This window comes from Haloarcula litorea, assembly GCF_029338195.1.
Lineage (GTDB): Archaea > Halobacteriota > Halobacteria > Halobacteriales > Haloarculaceae > Haloarcula > Haloarcula litorea.
The window spans coordinates 1288537-1312986 of sequence record NZ_CP119779.1 but is presented as its reverse complement, the minus strand read 5'-3'; the positions used below and the strand labels follow the sequence as shown (position 1 = coordinate 1312986).

General features: G+C 71.8%; 23 protein-coding genes. 10 read left to right on the top strand and 13 right to left on the bottom strand.

Annotation, left to right across the window (positions count from 1 at the left end):
- Positions 1–6: 6 nt before the first annotated feature.
- A complete protein-coding gene (locus tag P0592_RS06860; RefSeq protein WP_276273539.1) occupies positions 7–201 on the bottom strand; it encodes a hypothetical protein in 195 nt (64 codons plus the stop codon).
- Between the two features lie 109 nt (positions 202–310).
- On the opposite strand from P0592_RS06860, the gene P0592_RS06855 reads away from it, so the two are divergent.
- The 3 genes from P0592_RS06855 to P0592_RS06845 all read left to right on the top strand — a co-directional run bounded on the left by P0592_RS06855 (position 311) and on the right by P0592_RS06845 (position 3344).
- Positions 311–1468 carry a nicotinate phosphoribosyltransferase gene (locus P0592_RS06855; protein WP_276273538.1) on the top strand — a complete coding sequence of 386 codons (1158 nt, stop codon included), beginning with the start codon at positions 311–313 and terminating at the stop codon, positions 1466–1468.
- 101 nt (positions 1469–1569) lie between these two features.
- Positions 1570–1998, top strand: a complete 429-nt coding sequence (locus P0592_RS06850) for a hypothetical protein (RefSeq protein ID WP_276273537.1) — start codon at positions 1570–1572, stop codon at positions 1996–1998.
- A 44-nt stretch (positions 1999–2042) separates the two neighbouring features.
- A complete protein-coding gene (locus tag P0592_RS06845; protein WP_276273536.1) occupies positions 2043–3344 on the top strand; it encodes an RDD family protein in 1302 nt (433 codons plus the stop codon).
- 100 nt (positions 3345–3444) lie between these two features.
- Here P0592_RS06845 and P0592_RS06840 read toward each other — a convergent pair whose 3' ends face one another.
- Entirely contained in the window at positions 3445–4962 is a 1518-nt protein-coding gene (locus P0592_RS06840; protein WP_276273535.1) for an ATP-binding protein, read from the bottom strand.
- Positions 4963–5056: 94 nt separating this feature from the next.
- The gene (gene uvrB, locus P0592_RS06835; RefSeq protein WP_276273534.1) at positions 5057–7120 is read right to left on the bottom strand and encodes an excinuclease ABC subunit UvrB; all 2064 of its coding nucleotides are present in this window, start codon (positions 7118–7120) and stop codon (positions 5057–5059) included.
- A gap of 179 nt (positions 7121–7299) precedes the next feature.
- Here uvrB and P0592_RS06830 point away from each other — a divergent pair, with 179 nt between their 5' ends.
- Positions 7300–8367: a threonine synthase gene (locus P0592_RS06830; RefSeq protein ID WP_276273533.1), complete on the top strand. Its 1068-nt coding sequence runs from the start codon at positions 7300–7302 to the stop codon at positions 8365–8367.
- Here the strand turns inward: P0592_RS06830 and P0592_RS06825 are convergent.
- The 3 genes from P0592_RS06825 to P0592_RS06815 all read right to left on the bottom strand — a co-directional run bounded on the left by P0592_RS06825 (position 8364) and on the right by P0592_RS06815 (position 10379).
- Complete coding sequence (locus P0592_RS06825) at positions 8364–8567, bottom strand: hypothetical protein (RefSeq protein ID WP_276273532.1); 204 nt, start codon at positions 8565–8567, stop codon at positions 8364–8366. The genes P0592_RS06830 and P0592_RS06825 overlap by 4 nt on opposite strands.
- A 57-nt stretch (positions 8568–8624) precedes the next feature.
- The gene (locus P0592_RS06820; RefSeq protein WP_276273531.1) at positions 8625–8837 is read right to left on the bottom strand and encodes a DUF7511 domain-containing protein; all 213 of its coding nucleotides are present in this window, start codon (positions 8835–8837) and stop codon (positions 8625–8627) included.
- A gap of 276 nt (positions 8838–9113) precedes the next feature.
- Positions 9114–10379 (bottom strand): tRNA(Ile)(2)-agmatinylcytidine synthase, encoded by a 1266-nt coding sequence (locus P0592_RS06815; protein ID WP_276273530.1) that lies wholly within the window; start codon positions 10377–10379, stop codon positions 9114–9116.
- 127 nt (positions 10380–10506) lie between these two features.
- On the opposite strand from P0592_RS06815, the gene P0592_RS06810 reads away from it, so the two are divergent.
- Entirely contained in the window at positions 10507–11475 is a 969-nt protein-coding gene (locus tag P0592_RS06810; protein WP_276273529.1) for a transcriptional regulator, read from the top strand.
- A 6-nt stretch (positions 11476–11481) separates the two neighbouring features.
- Here the strand turns inward: P0592_RS06810 and P0592_RS06805 are convergent, their stop codons facing one another.
- From P0592_RS06805 to P0592_RS06785, 5 genes are all read right to left on the bottom strand, one after another.
- Positions 11482–12288, bottom strand: a complete 807-nt coding sequence (locus tag P0592_RS06805) for a hypothetical protein (RefSeq protein ID WP_276273528.1) — start codon at positions 12286–12288, stop codon at positions 11482–11484.
- A 134-nt stretch (positions 12289–12422) separates the two neighbouring features.
- Positions 12423–12680, bottom strand: coding sequence for a glutathione S-transferase N-terminal domain-containing protein (locus P0592_RS06800; RefSeq protein ID WP_276273527.1), 258 nt, complete (start codon positions 12678–12680; stop codon positions 12423–12425).
- Positions 12681–12743: 63 nt separating this feature from the next.
- Positions 12744–14150: an NCS2 family permease gene (locus P0592_RS06795; RefSeq protein ID WP_276273526.1), complete on the bottom strand. Its 1407-nt coding sequence runs from the start codon at positions 14148–14150 to the stop codon at positions 12744–12746.
- An 86-nt stretch (positions 14151–14236) separates the two neighbouring features.
- Positions 14237–14782 carry an orotate phosphoribosyltransferase gene (gene pyrE, locus P0592_RS06790; RefSeq protein ID WP_276273525.1) on the bottom strand — a complete coding sequence of 182 codons (546 nt, stop codon included), beginning with the start codon at positions 14780–14782 and terminating at the stop codon, positions 14237–14239.
- Between the two features lie 24 nt (positions 14783–14806).
- Complete coding sequence (locus P0592_RS06785) at positions 14807–16036, bottom strand: MFS transporter (RefSeq protein WP_276273524.1); 1230 nt, start codon at positions 16034–16036, stop codon at positions 14807–14809.
- Positions 16037–16095: 59 nt separating this feature from the next.
- Between P0592_RS06785 and P0592_RS06780 the strand changes: the two genes are divergently transcribed.
- Positions 16096–17172: a TrmB family transcriptional regulator gene (locus P0592_RS06780; protein WP_276273523.1), complete on the top strand. Its 1077-nt coding sequence runs from the start codon at positions 16096–16098 to the stop codon at positions 17170–17172.
- A 51-nt stretch (positions 17173–17223) separates the two neighbouring features.
- On the opposite strand, the gene hisA is transcribed toward P0592_RS06780, so the two are convergent.
- Both hisA and P0592_RS06770 read right to left on the bottom strand, forming a co-directional pair.
- A complete protein-coding gene (gene hisA, locus P0592_RS06775; protein WP_276273522.1) occupies positions 17224–17958 on the bottom strand; it encodes a 1-(5-phosphoribosyl)-5-[(5-phosphoribosylamino)methylideneamino]imidazole-4-carboxamide isomerase in 735 nt (244 codons plus the stop codon).
- Positions 17959–18013: 55 nt separating this feature from the next.
- On the bottom strand, positions 18014–20713 hold the full coding sequence (locus P0592_RS06770) for a GAF domain-containing protein (RefSeq protein ID WP_276273521.1): 2700 nt from the start codon (positions 20711–20713) through the stop codon (positions 18014–18016).
- A gap of 133 nt (positions 20714–20846) precedes the next feature.
- Here P0592_RS06770 and P0592_RS06765 point away from each other — a divergent pair, with 133 nt between their 5' ends.
- From P0592_RS06765 to P0592_RS06750, 4 genes are all read left to right on the top strand, one after another.
- Positions 20847–21494: a hypothetical protein gene (locus tag P0592_RS06765; protein ID WP_276273520.1), complete on the top strand. Its 648-nt coding sequence runs from the start codon at positions 20847–20849 to the stop codon at positions 21492–21494.
- A 64-nt stretch (positions 21495–21558) separates the two neighbouring features.
- Positions 21559–22758, top strand: a complete 1200-nt coding sequence (locus tag P0592_RS06760; RefSeq protein ID WP_276273519.1) for an inorganic phosphate transporter — start codon at positions 21559–21561, stop codon at positions 22756–22758.
- An 81-nt stretch (positions 22759–22839) separates the two neighbouring features.
- The gene (gene fer1 / locus P0592_RS06755) at positions 22840–23229 is read left to right on the top strand and encodes a ferredoxin Fer1 (protein ID WP_276273518.1); all 390 of its coding nucleotides are present in this window, start codon (positions 22840–22842) and stop codon (positions 23227–23229) included.
- Positions 23230–23328: 99 nt separating this feature from the next.
- Entirely contained in the window at positions 23329–24270 is a 942-nt protein-coding gene (locus P0592_RS06750) for a prepilin peptidase (protein ID WP_276273517.1), read from the top strand.
- The last annotated feature ends 180 nt before the right edge of the window (positions 24271–24450 follow it).

Here is a 24450-nt window from a genome sequence, read left to right as displayed (position 1 = left end):
GGCGACTCACCCGGAGACTGTCCGGGCGAGCCCCCAGAGGACGCCCAGACCGACGACGCCCCCGACGCCGAACGGGAGCCACAGCGGGGGGCCGAGCAGCGTCGCCAGGCCGACCGAGACGACCGCACACGCCGCGGTCGCCGCGCCGATCGCGAGGCCGACCGTCGCGTCCAGCACCACGAGCTCCTCGAACGTTCCCATCGTCCGGGAGGGAGACCCGGCCCGCGAAGTGTCTTGTGGCTGGCGGACTCGACCGCCGGAACCGTCGCCGACCGGCGCGCTTTTTCCCGACGCCGGTGAACACGCCGGTATGAGCGACTCGTTCGACATCGTGCCGCCCGAGGCCATCCGCGAGGGCCGGGCGACGGACGCGTACTTCGACCGGACCGTGGCGGCCCTCGAACACGCGGGTCGGAACCCCCACGTCGTCGCCGAGGTGACCGCCGACCAGTTCCCGACCGGCGAGTGGCACGTCCTGGCGGGGCTGAAAGACGCCGCCGAGCTGCTCGCCGGCCGGGACCTCGACGCGGACGCGCTCCCCGAGGGCCAGCTGTTCGACGGCGGGCCGGTGATGCGCATCGAGGGGCCGTACCTGGCGTTCTGCCGGCTGGAGACGGCGCTGCTGGGCCTGCTCTCCCACCCGACGGGGATGGCGACGCGGGCGCTTGAGTGTCGCCGTGCCGCCCCCGACTCGACGGTGCTGTCTTTCGGCTCCCGGCACGTCCACCCCTCCCTGGGCGCGGTGGTCGAGCGGTCGGCGCTGCTGGGCGGGCTGGACGGCTTCTCGAACGTCGCCGCGGGCGACGCGCTGGGCCGCGAGGCCGGCGGGACGATGCCCCACGCGCTGGTCATCTGTTTCGGCCGCGGCCAGCAGGAGGCCGCGTGGCGGGCCTTCGACGAGTCCGCCCCCGAGGGCACGCCCCGCATCGCGCTGGTCGACACCTACTCGGACGAGGTCGACGAGGCACTGCGGGCCGTCGCGGCCGTCGACGACCTCGACGGCGTCCGACTCGACACCACGGGCTCCCGGCGCGGCGACTTCCGACACATCGCCCGCGAGGTGCGCTGGACGCTGGACGCCCACGGCCACGAGGACGTCGACATCTTCGTCTCCGGCGGCCTCGGTCCCGAACAGCTCCGGGAGCTGCGGGACGTCGCCGACGGGTTCGGCGTCGGCAGCCACGTCTCCAACGCCGACCCGCTGGACTTCGCGCTGGACATCGTCGAGGTCGAGGGCGAACCGGCCGCCAAGCGCGGGAAGCTCACCGGGACGAAGGCCGTCTACCGGACCCCCGACGGCGGCCACCACGTCGGGCTGGCCGACCGCGAGGGGCCGGCCGACGCCGACTCGCTGCTGGAACCGCTCGTGCGTGACGGCGAGATCGTCCGCGAGTTCGACCTCGACGCGGCCGCCGAGCGCGCCGCCGAGGACGCCGCCGTGGTCGGCTTCGCCGCGGACGGCGACTGAGGGGGCCGGCCACGTCCGCGGCAGTGGGCCGTCCCGCCGTGCCCCCGTCGCCGTCGCGCACCGGGAGAAAACACTTACCCGGACCGGGTGCACCCCCGGGTATGCGCCGCGCCGCGCTGATCGCAGTCCTCCTCGTGACCGCCGGCTGCCTCGGGTCGCCGTCCGGCGAGCCCGCGACGACCGCCGAACCGACGCCGACGGACACGCCCACGCGGACCCCGGCCGCGATGTCGAACGCGACGGCCGCGGACCGGGCCATCGACGCCGAGAAGGCCCGGGTCCGGGACGCGCTCGCGGACCGCGAGCACCTCTCGGACCTCTCGTTCGGCATCCTCCGGCCGGCCGAGGCAGCGGTCACCGACCGGAACGCGACCGGCGCGTTCGTCGACGCCACGGTCGGATACAGCGTCTCCTTCGACGGGGAGTGCTCGCTGGACGGGGCGGCGACGAAGACGCGCTACTTCGTCGCGCCGAACCGGACCGCCCTGCTTTCGGTCGAGCAGGACGTGACCGAGCAGCGTCGCTGTTGACCGGAGTCGCAAGTACTTCCACCGTGTCGGACGGTCCCTCACCTATGCCGCCCTCCACGCTCGGCCTGTTCGGCGTCATCCACATGGACCGCCGCGGGAAGGTCACCGGAGAGCTGTCGGCGTTCGTCGACGACGCCGACGCCCTGTTCATCGAGTACCCGCGCGACCTCGACGACCCGTGGCTGTTCGGTCGCCTGCTCGCCCGCGTCCCGACGTACCTGCTGGGCGCGATGCTGCTGCAGCTGCTCGTGTACGCGCCGCTGTACGTCCTGTTCGTCCGCGACCTGTTGCCGACGGAAGTCGTCGCGGCGCGGGCCGTCGCCGCCGAGCGCGACCTCCCGGTCCACCGCGTCGACGACCACCCGCACCTCCAGATGCGGGACGCCTCGCTCCCCGTCGCCGCCCTCAGTTGGCTCCTGCTCGCGGGCGTCGCGTGGCTCGCCCCGGTCGCGACGGCCGTCACGGCGGCGCTGGCGCTGGGCGGCGGGCTGGTGCCGGTCCTCGCCCGCCGCGAGGGGTACCGCTATCCGGGCGTGGCGCTGGCCCTGCTCGGCCTCGCGGGTGCCGTCGCCGCCCACCTCGCCGGACTCCTCTCGGCCCCGCTGGTGTTCGTCGGCGTCCTGTCGTTTCTCGCCGCCGTCGTCGTCACCGTCCAGGACCGCAACGAGGTGATGCTCGACCGGATCGAGCGGCTGTCGGCCGAGCGCGGCTACGGGGACGCGGTGCTGGTCACCGGGAAGGGCCACCTGGGCGGCCTCGCCCGGCTGGCGCGCGAGCGCGGGCTCGCCGTCCGGGCGGCCCACGTCTCGAAGTGGCTCCGTGCGGGGACGACCCACGAGGACGCGGCGGCGGCGACGCTCCCGGAGGTCGGGCTCGGCGGGTCCGACGAGGGGGTCGCGGCCAGCGACCTCCCGGGCGAGACCGACGACGGGACCTCGGCGCTGGGCCGTCGGGCGGCGGCGGCGCTGCTCGACCTCGTGGTCGGCGGCGTCTTCGCCGCGGGCGGAGCCGTCGCCACCGTCGCGGCCGGCGAGGCGGTCAGCGGGGTCGGGGACACGACGCTCGGGCTGGCGGCGCTCGCCGCCGCCGTCGCCGGCTGGCTGGCCTACCACGTCGCGCTGGAGACGCTCACCGGACAGACGCTGGGCAAGCGGCTGCGGGGCCTGCGCGTCGTTCGGCAGACCGGGCGGCCGATCACCGCCGGCGACGCGCTCGTCCGGAACGTGTTGCGCCCCCTCGACGCCGCGTTCCTGTACGGGCTCGGCGTCCTGCTGGTCCTGGTGACGGAGCGCGACCAGCGGCTGGGCGACCTCGCCGCCCGGACCGTCGTCGCACGGACCGGCTGACCACGCCTCGTCGCCACCGGCGACGGACCGTCGACCCGGCTTCGGACGGGCGGAGCGGCGTGACCGGGGCGAGCGCGGCTGTCGCTGCGGTCGGAGGGGACTACTCGGACAGCCAGCGGGAGCCGTGGCGGTACAGCCCCGCCAGCGTCACGCCCCAGCAGAGGTGGCCCCCGAGGGTCGCGACCGTCAGGTTCGGCAGCGGTGCGGCGACGCCGACGGCCCGGAGCCACAGCGGCATCACCAGCCCGGCCGCCACGAGCCACAGTGCGACGGCCAGCCCGACGGCGACGCCGTAGTCACGGACCCGCTCGTCGACCGTCGACGGCACCGCCCGGAGGAGCGCCGCGTAGGTCAGCCCGAAGACGACGCTGTGGAACTCGTGGGTCACCCAGCCCACGGACTCGCTTGTCGCGCCGTAGAGCGCGCCGATGATCGGGACCCCGCCGCCGGCCGCCTGCACGACCCCACCCATCACCCCGCCGGCGGCCAGCGAGGCGGCGACGACCAGGGCGAGGCGTCGCCGGGACAGCGCGTCGGCACCGTCGTCGGCCGTCGCGTCGGCGCGGCGCAGCGTCAGCGTCACGGTCGTCCCGTCGTCGACGGTCGCCGACAGGCTCCCGCCGTAGCTCCCGGCGAGCAGGCGCACGAGGTTCAGCCCGAACCCCGTCTCGCGGTCCGCGTACGTCGCCACCGCCTCGCGCTCGATGAGGTCCTGCTGGCGCTCCGGGAGCCCGGGACCGTCGTCGGCGACGCTGACCGCGACGGCCGACCGCCCGGCGGTCACGCGCACCTCGGCGAGCGGCGTCGCCGCCTCGCTGTAGACGACCGCGTTCTCCACCAGGTGGACGACGGCCTCCTCGACCAGCGGGTTCGCCCAGACGGTGACGTCGTCGTCGACCGCCACGTCCAGCGTGACCCGCGCGTCGGGATACCGCGCCCGGACGGTCTCGACGGCCCGGCGCACGCAGGGGACGACGCGGACGGCGTCCAGCGCGCCCAGCGCGTCCCCGTCCCGCGTGATGTGTTTCACGTTCTCGACGGTCGTCGCCACGTCGTCGGTCCGTCGCTCGATGGCCGCCGCGGAGTCGGTGTCGTGGGTCGACCGCAGCACCTCCGCCCGGCCGCGGATGACCGTCACGGCGTTGAGGACCTCGTCGCGCAACAGCCGGGTCACCATCTCCAGGCGGCCGGTCTGTCGCTCCAGTTCGCGGCGCTGGCGGGCGGCCCGCCCGGCGTAGACGCCCGTCAGCGCGCCGCCGACGCTCCCGCCGATGAGGAAGTTCGCGAGGTACGTCTGGGAGCGCATCGGCTCCATCGCGAAGTTCGTCCCGTTGCCCACCAGCGTCAGGACGACCAGGACCAGCATCGCCGTCGCGCCGCCGACACACCACGCGACGACGGTCCGGGCGAACGCAGGGTCGAAGTCGCCCACGACCAGGGCGACGCCGAACGCCGACAGGCCCAGGCCCAGCGCCAGCGGGACCAGTCCGCCCACGACGAACCGGACGGGGTCGTCGTAGGCCGCCAGCGTGACGGTGAAGCGAGTCAGGAGAAACCCCAGGCCGGCGACGACGAGGCCGCTGGGTGCGAACCGCCGCGACAGGTCTGTGACGTCCATGGTGTGGCACCGACGGGACGTTTCGACCGCGTCGGTTACTTACAGTTAGTTACAGGTCTCGTGTTAACTGTTCCCCCGATTCCCGGCGCGCGCGTCAGAACTCGGGGCCCGGAGCCGGGACGCCGCCGTCCTCGTCCTCGCCGCCGACGAGGTCGAACTCCTCGCGCAGTTCGCGGATCCGGTCGCGGATGTCCGCCGCGAGCTCGAACTCCAGGTTGTTGGCGGCCTCTTCCATCCGGTCTTCGAGGCGCTCGACCTGCCGGGCGGCCTCGTCGGCGTCGCTCGGGCCGTCGCCGGCCACGTCGCTGGTGTCGGTCTCGCTCCCGGGGAGGGTCGTCTCGCCGACCTCCTTCTCGATGGTCGTCGGCTCGAAGCCGTGCTCCTCGTTGTAGGCCTGCTGGATGCGCCGGCGGCGCTGGGTCTCCTCGATGGCCGACTCCATCGCCGAACTGGTGTCGTCGGCGTACAGCACCACCTCGCCGTTGACGTTGCGGGCCGCCCGCCCCATCGTCTGGACCAGCGTCGTCTCCGACCGCAGGAACCCCTCCTGGTCGGCGTCGAGGATCGCGACCAGCGACACCTCGGGGATGTCCAGCCCCTCCCGCAGGAGGTTGATCCCGACGAGCACGTCGATCTCGCCCAGCCGCAGCGAGCGGATGAGTTCGTGGCGCTCCAGCGTGTCCGTCTCGTCGTGCATGTACGCCACGTCGACGCCGGACTCCTCCAGGTACTCGGTGAGGTCCTCGGCCATCCGTTTGGTGAGTGTCGTGACGAGCACGCGCTCGTCCCGTTCGATCCGGCCGTCGATGCGGTCCAGCAGGTCCTCGACCTGGCCGGTGGCGTCCGCGACCTCGACGGCCGGGTCGACGAGGTGGGTCGGGCGGACGATCTGTTCGACGACCTGCGCCGACTCCTCGCGCTCGTAGTCGCCCGGCGTCGCCGAGACGTACAGCGTCTGGTCGGTCTTCGCCTCGAACTCCTGGAAGGTCAGCGGGCGGTTGTCGAACGCCGTGGGGAGCCGGAAGCCGTTCTCGACGAGGCTCTCCTTGCGGGACTTGTCGCCCTCGAACTGCCCGCGGATCTGTGGCAGGGTCTGGTGGGACTCGTCGACGACGGTGAGGAAGTCCTCGGGGAAGTAGTCCAGCAGCGTGTAGGGGGCCTCGCCGCTCTCGCGGTCCGAGAGGTGGACCGAGTAGTTCTCGATGCCCGAACAGTAGCCCGTCTCCTCCATCATCTCGATGTCGAACCGGGTGCGCTCCTCGATGCGCTGGGCGGCGACGTGGTCGCCCTGCCGCTCGAAGTAGCGGATGCGCTGTTCGAGCAGTTCCTCGATCTCCTCGATTGCCCGTTCCAGCCGTTGCTCGGGGATCGAGTAGTGTTCCGCCGGGTGGATCAGCGCCGCGGGCTCCTCGCTTTTCACCTCCCCCTCCAGCGGATCGACCTTCAGCATCCGGTCGATCTCGTCGCCCCAGAACTCCACGCGGACGGCGTAGCGGCCGTACATCGGGTAGATCTCCAGCGTGTCCCCGCGAACGCGGAAGGTGCCCTGCGTGAAGTCCACGTCGTTGCGCTCGTAGTTCAGGTCCACCAGCCGCGAGAGCAGTTCGTCCCGTTCGATCTCCTGGCCCACCTCCAGCGAGAGGGACATGTCGACGTAGTTGCGCGGGTCGCCCAGCCCGTAGATGGCCGAGACCGAGGCCACGACGATGACGTCGTCCCGGGTCAGCAGCGACCGGGTCGCGGAGTGGCGCAGCCGGTCGATCTCGTCGTTGATCGAGGCGTCCTTGTCGATGAAGGTGTCCGTCTGCTCGACGTAGGCCTCGGGCTGGTAGTAGTCGTAGTAGGAGACGAAGTACTCGACGGCGTTGTCCGGGAAGAGGTCCCGGAACTCCTCGTAGAGCTGGGCCGCCAGCGTCTTGTTGTGGGCGATGACCAGCGTCGGCTGCTGGATCTCCTCGACGACCCAGGAGACGGTGTTGGTCTTGCCCGACCCCGTCACGCCCAGCAGGGTCTGTTTCTCCATCCCCTGCCGGAACCCCTCGGCCAGCTGCTCGATGGCCTCGGGCTGGTCGCCGGCGGGGTCGAACGGGGCGTCGACGCGGAACTCGCTGTCGGCGTCGGGTCGGTCGATCGAGAGGGGACCTCCGGCGTCGCTCATTACCAGACGGTGGGGTTGGAGCGACTTGAGGCTAGCGAGGTTCTGAGCGAAGCAAAGAACCTCGAAGCGGAACGGCGAACGGAGTGAGCCGTGGCGCAGCGACCGACCGGAGAGCGCGGACAGCGACACACCGCGTCGCGTCCCCTCACCTTTTGACCGTCCGGCACGGCGGTCGGGGTATGCTGTACTGCGAGGCCTGCGGCCGCGAGTACGCCCGCGACGGGCCGTGGCGCTGTGACTGCGGCCACGCGCTGGACTACCGCGACCGGCCGCTGCCCGATGGGGACCCGCGGCCGTTCGACCGCGACGCCGGAATCTGGGCGTTCGCCGACTTCCTGCCGATGGACACCCGCGTCACGCTGGGCGAGGGGTGGACGCCGCTGGTCGACGCGCCCGCGTGGGACGCGACGTTCAAGCTGGAGTTCCTCCACCCGACGGGGAGTTTCAAGGACCGGGGCGCGGCGACGGTCGTCGCGGAGGCGCTTGCGGTCGGGGCCGACCGCGTCGTCGAGGACTCCTCGGGCAACGCCGGCCTGGCGGTCGCCAGTTACGCCGCCCGGGCGGGGCTGGACGCCGAGATCTACGTCCCGGCCGACGCCAAGGCGGAGAAGCGCCGTCGCATCGAACGGACCGGGGCCGACGTGGTGGCCGTCGAGGGCGACCGCCAGGCCGTGACCGACGCCTGCGTCGACGCCGTCGAGGCCGGCGCGGGCTACTACGCCAGCCACGCCTGGAGCCCCGCCTTCTTCGCGGGGACGGCCACCGTCGCCTACGAGCTGGCCGCCCAGCGCGGCTGGGAGAGCCCCGACGCGGTCGTGACGCCGCTGGGCCACGGGACGCTGTTCCTGGGTGCCTACCGGGGCTTTCGCGCGCTCGAAGCGGCGGGGCTGGTCGACGACGTGCCGCGGCTCCTGGGCGCGCAGGCGGCCGGCGCGAGCCCGGTCGCCGACGCCCTGCACGGCGACGCGGCCGAGCCCGCCGGGCACAACGCCGTCGCCGACGGCATCCAGATCCGCGACCCCGCCCGCGGGGAGCAGCTCTTGACGGCGGTCGAGGCGACCGACGGCGACGCGATCGCCGTCGACGCCGCGGCGACCGAGCGCGCCCACGATCGGCTCTCGGAGTCGGGACTGCACGTCGAGCCGACCTGCGCGACGGCGACGGCGGCGCTCGAACGGTTCCGCGAGCGCGGCGTCGTCGCTCCCGAGGACGACGTGGTGGTGGCGCTCACCGGCCGGAACGCCTAGCGCCAGACGAGCAGCGACACCGGGACGTCGGCGTCGACGGAGAACCACTGCGAGTCGACGTCCTCGGCGTCCACGTCGGCGGCGTAGCAGATGTACCGCTCGGTGCCGTCGGAGCGGTGTCTGACGACGGCCGGTAGCACGCCCTCGTCGGGGTCGGGTGACGGGGTTCCGCCCGTGGCCGACGAGTGATCGGTTCCCATACCGAGACGGCTCACGGTGTGAGCGTATTGTTACCGGTCGATTATCGAGAGAAGGGACTACCGAACGCTGTCGAGATCGATCAGCGCGTCGGCCGAGATCGCGAGCCAGCGGGTGGCGATCTCGTGTCCCGGCTGATCGCTCGGGTACAGCATCGCCCGGCGCTCGCCGTCGGCCGTCGGTTCGAGTTCGGTGACCAGCGACACCTCGCCGAACTCGTCGGTCGGTACCGGCGGGCCAGCCGCGGTATCCGGGCACCACTCTGCTCCCATACGCCTCGCTATCCCGGCCACCACCCTTGTTATAGCGCCCATAACCCGGCGACGGGCGAGCGGTTCGCCGTGCCTACCCGGAGTATCACTCGCGGTATCGCACGGACCGAGCCGTTCACCGCGCCAGGTGTATCCGGCCGTCGAACCCGCCACGCACCAGCGGCTCCCCGACCACCTTTTTCAGCGTCGGGTCGGCTCGCTCCGCTCGCCGACCGCTCCTCGAAAAACGTGGGCGAAAAAGCGGCCACTCGCTCCGCTCGTGGCCGGCACGTCGCCTCACCGCTCCGGATGTACCCGGCCGTCGAACCCGCCCCGCACCAGCGGCTTCGCGATGTGTCGCCGCGCCACCGGCGGCACCTCGTACCACCCGCGCTCGATCTCGCGGTCAAGCGGGCGGTCGACCTTCCCGTCGGCGCTGGTCCCACAGTCCCGGCAGCGGTAGCCCTGCCCGCGACCGGCCGAGGCCATCGAGCGGCCGCAGTCGGGGCAGTCCGGCGTCACCCGCTCGGTCGTCACCGGGTCGCGGACGGCGAACTTCTCCAGTTTCAGCGTCCCGTCGCTCACCTCCCCACAGACGGTGACGCGGTCGCCCTCGCGGAGCGCCCGCACCCGGTCCCGGAAGCGCTTGGTCGGCTCGAAGGCCGCACAGTCGAGGGTGGCCTCGCCGTCGCCGACGGTCAGGAAGACGTGGCCGCCCCGACGGGTCTCGGGGCCGTCGACGACGGTCGCGGTCACGCGGTAGGCGCTGTCGTCGGTGACGGCGTCGACGGGGGCGGCCCGCAGGTGGGCGTCGGTCCCCTGGTTCGTGAGGAACGTCGCGCCGTCGGCGACCGGTTCGCTCTCGATGGCGGCGGCGACGGCCCGGCAGGCCTCGGGGTCGTCGCCGCGGATCCCGTAGAGGATGGGACAGGGCGTGCGGGGGACACAGACCGGGTAGCCCGAGGCGCGGTCGACGGTGTCCCAGACCGCCGGGTAGTGCTCGTCGGCGGCGGCGCGGACGCTGTCGGCGTCGACCGCGCGGTCGGTCCCCCAGCGCTCCCGTTCCCGGTAGGCGATGTGCTCGTAGGTCCAGTCGTCGAGCGCGCGCCACGCGCCGACGGCCGCCAGCGCGCCCACGACGCCGCGGCCGTTGCCCCGCTCGACGCGGGCGAACCCGACCCGGTCGGCCAGCGTCGCCGCGGCGACGCGGTCCCGGATCTCGCGGACGGCGGCCGTCGCGAACGCGGCGACGCGTTCGGGGACTGCGTCGGGGTCGCAGTCGGCGACGACCGCGCCGGGGTTCGTCCGCGGGTCGTCGGTCCGGGCCAGCGAGAGCGTCTCGCGGACCAGCTCGGTCGCCCGGTCGGCGTCGAGGTCGGTGTGGACCGCAAGCGCCGCGTTGCCGCGGGTCTTGTGCTCGACGGCGGGGTTCAGACGCACCAGGAGCAGCCGCTCGACGGCCCCGCCGGCGGCGCGGATCTCGTCGGCCAGCCGGGCGGCGGCGTAGGTCGTACACATCCCCGTCTCCCGGGAGTCCGTATCGTCGAGACCGACGACCGTCACGGTCGACGGTAGCGAACCGGCGGGCAAACGCCTTTCGTCCGGCGGTCGACCGGCCGGCGAGAACCGGCAAACGGCACAATACATATAACTGGTGAATGGCTTACCGTCCATAGAGGGACTGAGAACTATGTCACGGTCCGCACTGGTCGGCAACGTCACCGCGATGCTGGAGGACGCGGGGTTCCTGGTGAGCGACCGGTGTGCGATTCGGCCCAAGAGCTTCGACGTAGCGGCCCGTCGCGGCGAGGACGTGCTGCTCGTGAAGATCCTGGGCAACATCGACGCCTTCGACGCCCGGACCGGCGCGGAGATGCGCCGGCTGGGCACCTACCTCAACGCGACACCGATGGTCGTCGGTCTCCGGACCCGCGACGAGGAGCTGAAGCCGGGCGTGGTCTACTTCCGGCACGGCGTCCCGGTGCTGTCGCCCGACACGGCGATGGACCTCTTCGTCGAGGAGGTCCCGCCGCTCATCTACGCCGCGCCGGGCGGGCTCTACGTCAACATCGACTCGGAGGTGCTGGCCGACGCCCGCGAGGAGAAGGAGTGGTCGCTGGGCCGCCTGGCGAAGGAGCTGGGCGTCTCCCGGCGCACCGTCTCGAAGTACGAGGACGGGATGGACGCCTCCGTCGAGGTGGCCGCCGAACTCGAGGACCTGTTCGAGGAGCCGCTGACCTCGCCGGTCAGCGTCCTCGACGGGGCCGAGGAGGTCAGAGACGACGAGCCCACGCCGGACGACCCCGACGTGGCCCCGGAGGACGAACCGATCGCCACGGTGTTCACCCGGATCGGGTTCGAGGTCCACCCGACCGACCGCGCGCCGTTCAAGACGGTCAACGAGAACGCCAGCCGCCGCGAACAGGTGCTGACGGGCCACTCCGCGTTCACCGAGGCCGCGGAGAAACGCGCCCGCATCATGTCCTCCGTCGGCGAGGTCACTCGCACCCGGTCGGTGTACGTCGTCGACGAACTCAGTCGCGAGTCCGTCGACGGCACCGCGCTCATCGAGAAAGAGGAGATGGAGGCCATCGAGGACGCCGACGACCTCCGGGACCTCATCGTGGAACGGGGCGAGGAGCCCGAGGAAGTCGCGTAGCCGGGCCTACCGCTTGGCGACCCGACGGTGGGCCGCGGCCGACCGCTCGTAGACCGCCCCGCAGGACTTACACTCCCAGACGTAGGCTCCGAGATCCCGGAACGCGTCGGTGCCCGTCCGAGCGTCGTCACATCGGGAACACCCCTGGGGTCGGTACTTCGACCCGATGCCGGCGGTCTCCAGCGCGTCGTCCGCGTCTTCGTCGACGATCGAGTCCAGCACTTCGTGGCGCTCCTCCGGGGTCAGTTTGGCACCGATCCCGTCGACGACGGTCGAGAGCGCGTCGGCCGTCGTCTCGAGTTGCTCTCTCACACGGTCGTCGACCGCCGCGTCGAGTCGGAGCTCAGTGAGGTGGGTCGTACACTGGTAGTACTGGGCCAGCGCCACGGAGTAGACCGCGATCCGGGCCTGCTGGAGCACCGTCTCGCGCAGCTGCGTCCTGTCGACGGGCTCCGAGAGGTGAGCCTGTGCGGCCGGCGTCGTGTCGTAGATGGGGAGGTGGCTGGTCGTCGCGAACACGACGCGGCTCTGGGGGGCACGCGCCGACAGCAGGTCGCCGATCCGTTCGCGAAGCGCCGCCGATAGCTCGTGGCGGACGAGCGCGACGGCCGTCGTCTCGTCGGTCGTCGCCTTCGCCTCGGCACACGAGGTCGGGGTGTGGACGGTGACGGTGTCGGAGAGCCACCGCTCGTAGAGGTCCCGGCGGATCGACTCGTCGAAGACGACCACGCACGGATCGTCGATGATCGGGTGCAGCGACGGTCCGGTCCCCGATTCGGACACCGTCTCCCGCTGGCGAGGCGAACCTGACATACTCTTCCCCTGTGCTAGCACGTCACAACTATCGGATACTAAAGGTTAGTACGTAAATATCATAGACGATAATGTTGTTTTGTGTGCCGGTCACGCCCGGACCAGCGGGAGAATCGCGCTCACTCCGTTCGCCGCTACGCCGCGCCGGACCCGTAGGTCTTCTCCAGGTACGCCACGATGTCGTCGGACTCGGCCATCCCCTCGACGCCGTGTTCCTCGTCGACCAGTACGGGGACGCCCGTCTGACCCGAGACCTCCTCGACTTCGGTGCGCTCGTCGTGCGAGCGCGGGACCATGTGGGACTCGTACTCGAGCCCCAGTTCGTCGAGCTTCGTCTTGACCTTCGCGCAGTACGGGCAGCCCTCCAGTTCGTACAGTTCCAGGTTCGTCATCTCGCCGTTGGGTAGACGGGCGAGCGGAAAAAGGGCAGCGGTGGTGTGTACACCCCGTGCGCGTCAGACCGCGCCCTGCAGGACGCCGCCGGTGCGGACGACGAAGTAGACGACGAACGCCGCCGCCAGCGCCCACTGGCCGAGGAGCACGTCGTCGAACTCGCCTTTCGCGGTCTTGACGAGCGGGTAGGAGATGATGCCGGCGGCGATCCCGTAGGCGATGGAGTAGGTGAAGGGCATCACCATAATCGTCAGGCCGGCCGGGACGGCGTGGGAGAAGTCCTCCCAGTCGATGTCGACGACGTTGCGCATCAGCAGGACCGCCACGACCACCAGCGCGATGTGGGAGGCGTACTGGGGGATCGCGGCCGCCAGCGGAACGACCACGAGCGACGCCAGGAAGAGCCCGGCGACGACCAGCGCGGTGAGGCCGGTTCGCCCGCCCTCCTCGACGCCGGTGGCGGACTCGACGAACGTCGTCACCGTCGACGTGCCCAGCATCCCGCCGACGGTCGTGCCGACGGCGTCGGCCATCAGCGGCTTGTCGATGTCCGGGAAGTTACCGTCCTCGTCGAGGAAGCCGCCGGCCTGACCGACGCCGACCAGCGTCCCGGCGGTGTCGAAGAAGTCGACGAAGAAGAACGTGAACACGATGAGGGCAAAGGAGAACGCCTCGACGTTGGCGAAGCCCTCGACGAACGCGCCGGCCAGCGGCGCGATATTGTACTGTGCCGAGGGGATGCTCCCCGGCGTGAGCGTCCCCTGCTCGAAGAAGCCCGCGAGCGTCAGCCCCCACCCGACGAGCGTCGTGACGCCGATGCCGATGACGATCGAGCCGCGGACGCCCGCGGCGTAGAGCACGAGCGTGAAGAACAGCCCCAGCACGGAGAGGATGGCGACGGGATCGCTGGCGACGTTCCCCAGCGAGATGAGCGTCGCCGCGTCGTTGACGACGACGCCCATCGCCTGCAGGCCGATGATCGCCAGGAACAGACCGATCCCGGTCCCGACCGCGAACTTCACGGGCTCGGGGAACAGCCGGATGACGTACTCACGGGCACCCACCACGGTCAGCAGGATGAAGACGACCCCCTCGACGACGATGGCCGCGAGCGCCGTCTCCCAGGGGACCCCGAGGATGCCGACGACCGTGATCGCGAAGAAGGCGTTCAGCCCGAGCCCGGGCGCGAGCCCGAACGGCCTGTTCGCGTAGAAGGCCATCACCAGCATCGCCACCACCGACGCGAGGATCGTGACGACGGCCAGCATCTGGACCACCTCGCCGGGGCCGAACCCGTCGATCGCGATACCGCCCGGGATGTCGTCGTCCGGGAACGCCGTCAGGATGAACGGGTTGACCACCACGATGTAGCTCATCGTCAGGAACGTGGTGACGCCCGCGAGAACCTCGGTTCGTACGTCCGTCCCGTGCTCGTCTAACTCGAACAGCTCCTCGAGTGTCCCCGCCATTTGTCCCACTCTCAGCGTAGGGTGGCTTAAGCGTGGCGAGAGCGGCCAGAAATGGTCGGTCCGCCGAGGAGTGACACGGGCCCGGGTCAGGCGTCGACGTCGACGTCCTCGGGGGCGTCGGCCAGCAGGTCGGCGGCCGTCACCAGCGACTCCAGTTCGAGGTCGTGTGCGGCCAGGTTCTCGGCGGCCCCCTCCTGCCGGTCGACGACGACCAGCACGCGCTCGACGACGGCCCCGGCCTCGCGCAGGGCCTCGGCGGCGTCGATGGCGCTCTGTCCCGTCGTCGCGATGTCCTCGATCACGACCACTTCCTCGCCCTCGGCGAGGTCGCCCTCGACGAGGTTGGCGGTGCCGTAGTCCTTCTGTTGCTTGCGGGCGACGACGTAGGGCAGCCCCGTCTCGACGCTGGTGACCGCCACGAGCGGGACCCCGCCCAGCGCGACGCCGGCCAGTTTGGTGTCGTCGACCCGCTCGGCGAAGGCCGCGGCGACGGCGGCGAGGCAGTCCGGGTCGGTCTCGAAGAGGTACTTGTCGACGTAGTACTGCGAGGTGCCGCCGTGTGAGAGCTCGAACTCGCCGAACTTGACGGCGTCCGCGTCCCGCAGCGCCGTCACGAGGTCGTCGGTGGACATACCGACCCCTCCGCGTCGGGGTGGCTAATGGCTGTTGGAATCCGGTCGGTCCCGGACGGTCCCGACCAGCAGCGCCGTCGTCACGAGCACCGCGAGCAGGAGCGCCGCGAGGCCGACCAGCAGCGTCATCGCGCGTGCCACGCCCGCCCCGCTGATCGCGAAGCCCATCGCCGCCGGGACGACGGCGATGCCCGCCGAGGCGGTGACCGACGCCGTCGCGTTCACCGGCGCGCTGTGCTCGGGGACGGCCTCGGTCCCGTAGGCCAGCAGCGTCGGGTACAGTCCCGAGAGCGTGAGACCGATGGCGAACGCGCCGGCCAGCAGCGCGACGCCGTCCGCGACGAAGAAGGTGTACCAGATCGCCGGGACGGTCAGGGCAGCGAGCGCGACGCTCAGCCGGACGTAGCCGACCCGTTCGGCGACCGACCCCGACAGCAGACGGCCCGGGACGTAGCCCGCCAGCATCACCGACAGGGAGACGGTCGCGAGCGTGTCCGGGAGCTGGGTGCCCGCGTAGGTGGTCAGCCACGTGAACAGGCCGCCCTCGACACCGACCGAGAGGAACAGGGCGACCGCCATCGCGCCCACCTCCGGGCGGCGGCCGATGCGGCGCAGTTCTGCGAGGTCAAGCGGGTCGTCGCCACCGACCGTGGGCGTGTCGAGCCTGGTGATGAGGACCACCAGCGGGACGAACGCCGCCGCCAGCGCGAAGTACGCCCACCGCCAGTCGGCCACGGCGATGGCAGCCGCGGCCAGCAGCGGTCCGGCGGTCGCGCCGGCCGCCCACATCATGTCGTAGTAGCTGAAGAACCGGCCCCGCTGGGTGGGGTAGAGGTGGCTCAGCAGCGGGCGGTCGGTCCCCCGTCCCGCCCCGCGGAGGACCCCCCGACCGACCACCGCCGCGAGGAACAGCGGGAACGTCGGGGCCAGCCCCATCGCCAGCGCACCGACGCCGGTCCCGACGACGCCGAACAGCAACACCCGTCTGGTGTCCAGGCGGCCGACGACGGCCCCGACGACGGTCACGACGACGAGGAAACCGACGGTCCCGGCCGGTGCGATCAGGCCGAGTTGCCACTCCGGCGCACCGAACGTCAGGGCCAGGTTCGGGATGACCGCGCCGCGGACCTGGAGGGCGACACCCTCCAGCGTGGCGTATCCGAAGATGACGACGGTCCACCACCGGCGGTTGTCCCGTTGGTCGTCGGTGTCGGGGGCCGTCTCCGCGGCGGTGCCCGTCGCAGTCTCGCCCATACGCCGTGGCCGTGGTCCAGGTGGAAAAATATTTTGTATATAGTCACACAAAATTCGATATGGTCACGGAGACGCTCCGCGACACCCTCTCGACGTTCGGGTGTTCCGAGAAGGAGATCGACGCCTACCTCGCGGTGTTGCGGGCGGGCGAGGCGACGACGAACGAGGTGTCGCGGGCGGCCGACGTCTCGCAGGGGTACGTCTACGAGATCGCCACGGCGCTGGCCGAGCGGGGGCTGGTGACCATCGACGAGACGAACAGTCCGACGGTGTTGCGGGCGCGCCCGCCCGAGGAGGCCGTCGGCGCGCTGTCGGCCCGCGTCGAGGACCTGCGGGACAGCGTCGAGTCGCTGTACACCGAGCCGGCCGCCGAGGACGGGACCGTCGAGGTGATCCACTCGCGGGCGACGGTGCGCAAGCGGGCCGAGCGGTACCTCCGGGAGGCCGACCACGAGGCCGTCCTCGTCGTCCCCGCACCGGAGCTACAGCACCTCACCGACGCGCTCGCGGCCGCCCGCGACCGCGGCGTGTTCGTCTACGTCCTCGCGGTCGCGCCGCTGTCGGAGGCGGCACTCGACGTCGACTGGGCGGCCTGTGCGGACGTGGTCCGGACGTGGGACGCCACGCCGCCGGTGCTGGTGCTGGCCGACGAGACGACCGGCCTGATGGGGTCACACGGCATCCTCACCGGTCGTCACGGCGACGACTACGCGCTGTCGTTCGCCCAGCGGGAGGTCGGCAGCGGCTTCTTCGGCAACACCGTCGCGAACTTCTGGCCGATGGGCGCGGACCACTACGTCGCCGACCCGGACCCGCTCCCGGCCACCTACGACCACCTGCGGACCGCGGCGACCAACGCCGCCCTCCACCGCGCGGCCGGCCGCGACCTGCTGGCCGACGCGACGGTCGTCGCCGTCGACTCCGGCGAGCGGACGGCCTACGAGCGGGTGCCGGTCGTCGAGGTCCGGCAGAACCTCGTGGGCGACGCGACCAACGACTTCCCCTTCGAGAACAGCATCGTCTTCGAGACGCCCGACGGGCCGATCGCGGCCGGCAACGCCGGCGGCGGCATCGGGCCGTTCTACGAGGGGTACGGGGCCGAGTCCGTGACGCTGTACGACGGCGACAGCGGGTGACCGGCGTAACGGCTGGCTACCCACAGTAACGTCCGCTTTCCGACCCGTCGACTACCGCTCGTCGACGGCGGCCTGGGCCTCGGCGAGCGTGAACGCGCCCTCGTAGAGCGCGCTCCCGACGACGGCGGCGGCCGCGCCCGCGTCACGCAGCGCGACCACGTCGTCGACGGTGGCGACGCCGCCGCTCGCCACGACGGGGACGTCGACGGCCTCGACCACCCGCCGGACGGGGTCGGTCCGGACGCCGCCGAGTTGTCCCTCGACGTCGACGTCGGTGAACAGGATGCCGCCGGCACCCAGGTCGGCGTAGCGCCGCGCGGCCTCGGCCGGGTCCAGCCCCGTCCCCTCGGTCCAGCCCGAGACGACGACCTCCCCGTCTTTCGCGTCGAGGCTGACCAGCACGCTCCCCGGGTGCTCGTCGCTGATCTCGGCGACGATCTCGGGGTCCTCGACGGCGGCGGTCCCGAGGATGACGCGGTCGACGCCCCGCTCCAGCAGCGCGACGGCGTCGTCGGCGGTGCGGATGCCCCCGCCCAGTTGGACGGCGGCCGCGTCGCCGACCGCCTCCAGGACGGCGTCGATGGCCGCGGCGTTGACCCGCTCGCCCTCGAAGGCCCCGTCGAGGTCGACGAGGTGGAGCGTCCGCGCGCCGGCGTCGAGCCAGCGCTCGGCCGCGTCGACCGGGTCGCCGTAGGTCTTGCCGGTGCCGCGCTCGCCGCCGACCAACTGGACCACCTGCCCGTCCTGCATGTCCACCGCCGGGACGACCTCGAACTCCGGGAACATGGGCGAGTGTGTGACTGGGCCGGTCGAAAGCGTGTCGGTCCGGCCGAGCGGGCGCTCACTCCTCGGCCACGTCGACGCCGGTGATCTCGAAGCGCGCGCCACCGGCCGCCGACTCCGTCACGTCGACCGCCCAGCCGTGGGCGTCGGCGATCTCCGAGACGATCTTCAGGCCGAACCCGGTCCCCTCCTCCCGCGTGGAGTAGCCGCTCTCGAAGATCCGGTCGCGCTCGCCCTCGGGGACGCCGGGGCCGTCGTCGGCAACGTAGAACCCGTCGGGCAGACCGCCGACGGTGATTTCGACGGCGGCCTCACGAGCGTCCGAACTGCCTGTGGAACCGTGTTCCACGGCGTTCCGGAACAGGTTCTCGAACAGTTGCCGGAGCCGCGCGCAGTCGGCTCGCACGGACTGGTCGGTCTCGACACGGAGCCGCGCGCCGTCGGTCTCGACCGTCGCCCAGCACTCCTCGACCACCGACGGGAGGGGGACCGTCTCGACGCTGCCGGCGGCCTCGCCCTGCCGGGCGAGCGTCAGGAGGTCCCCGATGAGTTCGTCCATCCGGTCGTGTGCGCGGTCGACGGCGTCGAGCCGGTCGAGGTCGCCGTCCCGGCGTGCGAGTTCGAGGTGGCCTTCGGCGACGTTGAGCGGGTTCCGCAGGTCGTGGCTGACGATGCTGACGAACTCGTCGAGGCGCTCGTTCTGCCGCCGGAGCTCGCGCTCCCGGTCCAGCCGGCTGAGCGCGGTCGCGGCGTGGCTCACGAGCAGTTCCGCCAGTTCGAGGTCGCGGTCGTCGAAGGCGGCGGGCCCGTCCGCGACCGTCTGGAAGACGCCGTGGTCGCCGACGGGGACGCTGATGGCGGAGCGGTAGTCGCCGACGGGGTCGGCGTGGGGGTGGGCCGTCAGGTCGTCGACGAGGTGGGACTCGCCGGTCTGGTAGGTCGCCCCCGCGAGTCGCTCGTCGTCGGGGATCGCCGTCGAGCCGTCCGTCGGCAGTTCCGCCGAGACCGCGGCGACCTCCAGCACGCCGTCGCGCTCGATACTGAGCGCGGAGTTGTCGAACGAGAGGACCGTCTCGGCGGCCCGGACGGTCCGCTCGCAGATCGCCTCGACCGACCCACACGAGGGGAGGTCGGTCGCGAACGAGTGGAGTTCCTTGAGCCGCCGCTCGTGCTCGGCGAGGTCGCTGATGTCGCGGCCGACGCCCACCAGCCCGACGACCTGCCCCTCGGTGTCGGTCAGGTGTGCTCCGGTGAACTGGTAGGGGACCAGGTCGCCGTCGGCCGTCCGGATGCGGGCCTCGGTCGACACCTCGCCGGTCTCGAGCCCCCGCTGCATCGCGTCGTGGGCCCGGTCGAGGTCCTCGTCGGCGAGGACGTCGTCGATGAACAGCGCCCCGTCCGCGTCGGGGTCGCACCCCGTCACCTCCAGCAGCCGGTCGTTCCACCGGCAGATCTTCCCGTCGGTGTTGACGACGTAGAACAGATCCGGCAGCGCGTCCAGCGACTGTGCGACGAACGCCCGCTCCGCCGCGAGTTCGCGCTCCCGGTCCAGCCGCGTCAGCGTGGCCGTCGCGTGGGCCGTGACGGTCCGTGCCAGCGAGACGTCCGTCTCGTCGAACGCGTCGGTCTCCTCCGACCCGACGAGCAGGACCCCGTGGTCGCCCAGCGGCAGGACGAGTTCGCTCCGGACCGGCGTGCGCTCGTTGTACCGGTCCGGGTCGGTGCGGACGTCGTCGTAGACGCGGGGCTCGCCCGACTCGTAGACGTCCCAGGCGATCCCCTCGCCGCGCTCGAACGTCGGCGGCGGCGTGCCGACGAAGTCGTCGGCCGACGCGGTACTCGTCACCGGCACCAGGGCGTCGGCGTCGGCGTCGTAGCGGTAGAACCCCGCGATCGGGAGCCCGACGATGTCGCGGACCGCCTCGACGGCGATCTCGCCGACCGCGTCGACGGTCTCGGCCCCGATGAACGCCCGCGCCGTGCTGTGCAGCGCCTCGATGGCCTCCTCGTGACGGGGCGCGTCGCTCGCGTCCCGGACCGTACAGACGAGTTCCCCGGTGTCGGTCGTCGCCAGGGTGTGGTCCTCGACGAACGTGGTGCCGTCGGCCCGGACCCCGGTCGTCCGGCCGTGCCACCGGCCCCGAGCCTCGACCAGCGGCAGGATCTCGTCGGTGATGTCCGCGACGTCCTCGTCCCGGTAGAGCAGGCCCCAGTGCTCGCCGAGGATGTCGTCCGGGTCGTAGCCGTAGAGGTCCGCGTAGGCGTCGTTGACGTAGACGAAGTGGCCGTCCTCGTCGAGGATGCTGATGCCCTCCTGTGCGGTCTCGATGGCGTCGAGGTGCCGCTGACGAGCGCGTTCGGCGCGGGTCCGGCCGACGGCGTTCCCGATCCGCTTCGCGAGCAGCGCGTGGTCGTCGGTGTCCGCCTCCCGCCGGAGGTAGTCCGTGACGCCGGCGGAGATCGCCTCGCTCGCGACCGCCTCGCTCCCCGCGTCGGTGTAGATGACGAACGGGAGGTCCGGGTAGTCCTCACGGACCGCCTCGAGCAGGGCGATCCCGTCCGCCTCGGGCAGCTCGTACGCCGAGACGACGCAGTCGACGCCCCCGTCGTCGAGTCGGGCGAGCACCTCGGCCGCCGTCGGTACCGTGACCACCTCGGCGTCGTCGTCCGCCCGTTCGAGGGCCTGGGCGACAGTCGTTCCGAGGGCCGAGCCCGCGCCGACGGCGAGCACGGTGACGGTGTCGCTGGCGGGAGTCATACTGTCTGATAGACGCGAACATATTGTTCCAACACCTTGATAAACGAAGGGGCAGCGTATCACACCTGAGAACCGGCGCGGCGACTCCGTTCGGGGGGAACGCTTACGGCCGCGCCCGCTCCATCGGCGAGCGATGACAGACGACAGTCCGCTCGGTCGACTGGGCAGACGGCTCGAGGCGCTCGTGTTCGGCGAGCGGGCGGGCCTGTACCGGCAGTTCGTTCGGGCGACGGTCGTCGTCACCGTCGGACTGGTCGCCGCCTACGCGGTCGCTCGGACCGGCCTGCTGGGCGTCGGCCCCGGCGTCACGTCGCTGCTGGGGACGGCGACGGGGGTCGCCGTCGCGGTGCTCGTCGTCTCGGGCCTCGTGGAGTTCGTCGTCCTCGGCCGGGTGTACCAGCGCGGGACCGAAGAGGCCGTCGAGACGGCCGCGGAGCTGGAGGCGGCGGCCGAGCAGCTGGAGGCGACCGCCGAGGAGCTCGAACGGACCGCCGACGAGGTCGAGGACGCCGCCGAGTCCGTCGAGTCGGCGGCCCGGTCCGTCGAGGAGACGGACGACGGGGGCGACGACCCCGTCGAGCGGGCCGGCGAGGCCAAGGAGACCGCCGAGTCCGTGACCGAAGCCGCCGAGTCGGTCAAGGAGACCGCGAGCGAGGTCGAGGAGGCCGTCGCCGAGAAGCGCGAGCGGTTGCCAGAGGACGTCGACGCCGGCCGCGCGGACCGGCGGCGCGACGACGGCGAAGGTGACGCCCGCCGCGGCGACGACGGGTCCGGGGCGTGACCGGCGGATCGCCCCGCCGGACCGCGGTCGGTAGCCTTTAGCCGCCGGCTGGCTTGCCGTCTGTATGGTCGAACTTCTCTTCGCGCTGGGGCTCCTCGTCGCCGTCTTCGTCGGGTTCAACATCGGCGGCTCATCGACCGGCGTCGCCTTCGGCCCGGCCGTCGGCAGCGACACCATCTCGAAGTTCGGTGCCGCGGTGCTGATGACGATCTTCGCGCTGGCCGGCGGCCTGCTCGTCGGGCCGGCCGTCGTCGAGAGCCTCGGGAGCGACCTCGTCGCGACGGCGTTCTCGCCGCTGATCAGCATCGTCGTCCTCTTTTTCATCGGCGGGGCGCTGTTCCTCTCGAACGTCGCCGGCGTCCCCGCCTCCACCTCGATGACCGCCGTCGGGGCGATCGCCGGGCTCGGGCTGGCGCGACAGACGCTGAACGAGGGGCTGATGCTGGAGATCGTCTCCTGGTGGCTCGTCTCGCCCATCGTCGCCTTCTGGGTCAGCGGCGTCATCGGGCGGTACTTCTACCCGACGCTGGTCGAGGCCTTCGCCGTCTCACAGACCGAGGGCGCGCTGCTGGAGTTCGACCGCTCCGGCGCGGTCCCCAGGCCGTACCTCGGGGAGAACACCACCCCCCGCGAGTTCGTCGGGACCGCCGTGGTCGTCGGGATCGGCTGTTACATGGCCTTCTCGGCGGGGGCCTCGAACGTCGCCAACGCCGTCGCGCCGCTGGTGGGCAACGGCTCGCTGGACATGTACCCGGCCATCCTCCTGGGTGGCAGTGCCATCGGCCTCGGCGCGTTCACCATCGCCCGGCGGACGATGGACACGGTCGGCAACGACCTCACCGACCTGCCGCTCGTGGCCGCCATCGTCGTCGCGGCGGTGAGTTCCACCATCGTCACCTTCCTCTCGGCGCTGGGTATCCCCGCGAGTTTCGTCATCATCGCGACGATGAGCATCGTCGGCCTCGGGTGGGGCCGGGCCACCCGGACGACCCGCCTCTCCGAGACCGTCCAGGGGAAGGCCCCGGACGTCTCGGTCGGGGCGCTGACGGCCGACGCCGACGACGCGCCGACGGTCGGCGGTCAGAAGGGGACCCCCGCCGGGACCGGCCACGATCCCATCGGCGAGGAGTCGGGCGAGGACCTCCCGAAGGCCTCGGACCTGTTCGAGCCCGCGACCACCGCCCGCGTCATCGTCCTCCAGAACATCGTCCCCGGGATCGCGACGGTCGCCGCCTACCTCGTCTTCCGCTATCTCCCGGTCTGAGCCCCTCGCCGTCCCCCACAATCGTCGCCGTCGCGTCCCGAAGGGCAAAGTCTAACAAGTCGGGGGCCGAACCTCGCCGTGATGCCCACGGTAGAGTACCTTAACTACGAAGTAGTGGACGACAACGGCTGGGACATGTACGACGACGACGTCTTCGCGGAGGCCGCGGACCTCGATCTCTCGGACGAGGACCACGGCTCCCTGGACGTCAACGAAGGCGAGTACATCCTCGAGGCGGCCGAGGCCCAGGGCTACGACTGGCCCTTCTCGTGTCGCGCCGGTGCCTGTGCGAACTGTGCGGCGATCGTCCTCGAGGGCGAGATCGACATGGACATGCAGCAGATCCTCTCCGACGAGGAGGTCGAGGACAAGAACGTCCGCCTGACCTGCATCGGCAGCCCCGACGCCGACGAGGTCAAGATCGTCTACAACGCCAAGCACCTCGACTACCTGCAGAACCGCGTCATATAGACGGTCCCGCAGTTCTCGCGGTTCTCTTCGGCAGCCACGCCCACAGTCGCCCGACCGGCCATCGGAACAGTTAGGCGCGTCGCCGCGCGACGACAGGCCGTGCTGGGGTCGATACCGGACCTGCTGCGCCTGCTCGCGGTTCCCGTCTTCGGGTGGGCCGCCTACCGCGACGTCGAGACCCGCCGCGTCCCCGACCGGACGTGGCTGCCGCTGGCACTGCTCGCCGGCGTGTTGCTGCTCTGGCAGAGCTACGAGGTCGCGACCGGTGCGGTCGGCGGTCGCGGGTTCTTCGTCCGGGTGGCCGTCAGCGTCGGCTTCGTCCTCCCGCTGGCCTACGGCTTCTGGTACGTCGGCGGCTACGGCCTGGCCGACGCGAAGGCCTTCGGCGTCGTCGCCGTCCTCTTCCCGGTCTACCCCGTCTACCGCCTCGCGGGCGTGACGCTCCCGCTGCTCCCCTCCGCGCTGGGCGTGTTCTCGCTGACGGTCCTCTCGAACACCGTGCTGGCGGGGCTGGCGTACCCGCTGGCCGTCGCCGGCCGGAACCTCCTCCGCGGCCACCTCTCGCCGGTGATGTTCGTCGGGAAGCCCGTCGCCGTCGACGACGTCCCCGGCGAACACGGCCGCCTGCTCGAAGGCCCGGACGGCGTCACCCGGCAGGGACTGGACCTCGACGCACTGCGGATGTACCTCCGGTGGCGCGACGCGACGCTCGCCGAGCTGCGGACCGACCCCGACCGCTACCGTGACCCCGAGTCGCTGCCCCGGACCTTCGAGGACCCCGGGGACGGTGCGGTCGCCACCGACGGCGGCGCGCCCGACGACCCCTGGGGAGCCCGGCGGTTCCTCGACGACGTCGAGGGGTCGGCCTACGGGACGACGCCGGCGAAACTCCGTGACGGGCTGGACATCCTCGCGACCGAGCGCGTGGTGTGGATCTCCCCCGGCATCCCGTTCCTCGTCCCGACGTTCGTCGGCCTGGTGGTCGCGTTGACGGTCGGGGACGTGCTGTACGCGCTGCTGGTGCTGGCGGGGCTGGCGTAACGAGGGGCGCGCCCGCTCCGCGGCCCCCACCACACGGCTCGCGGGTCGTTCCTCCCCGCTCGCTTTCGAGGGCCGCTCGCTTCGCTCGCGCCCCTCGCGCCCGCTCCACGGCTCGCGGGTCGTTCCTCCCCGCTCGCTCTCGAGGGCCGCTCGCTTCGCTCGCGCCCCTCGCGCACAAAA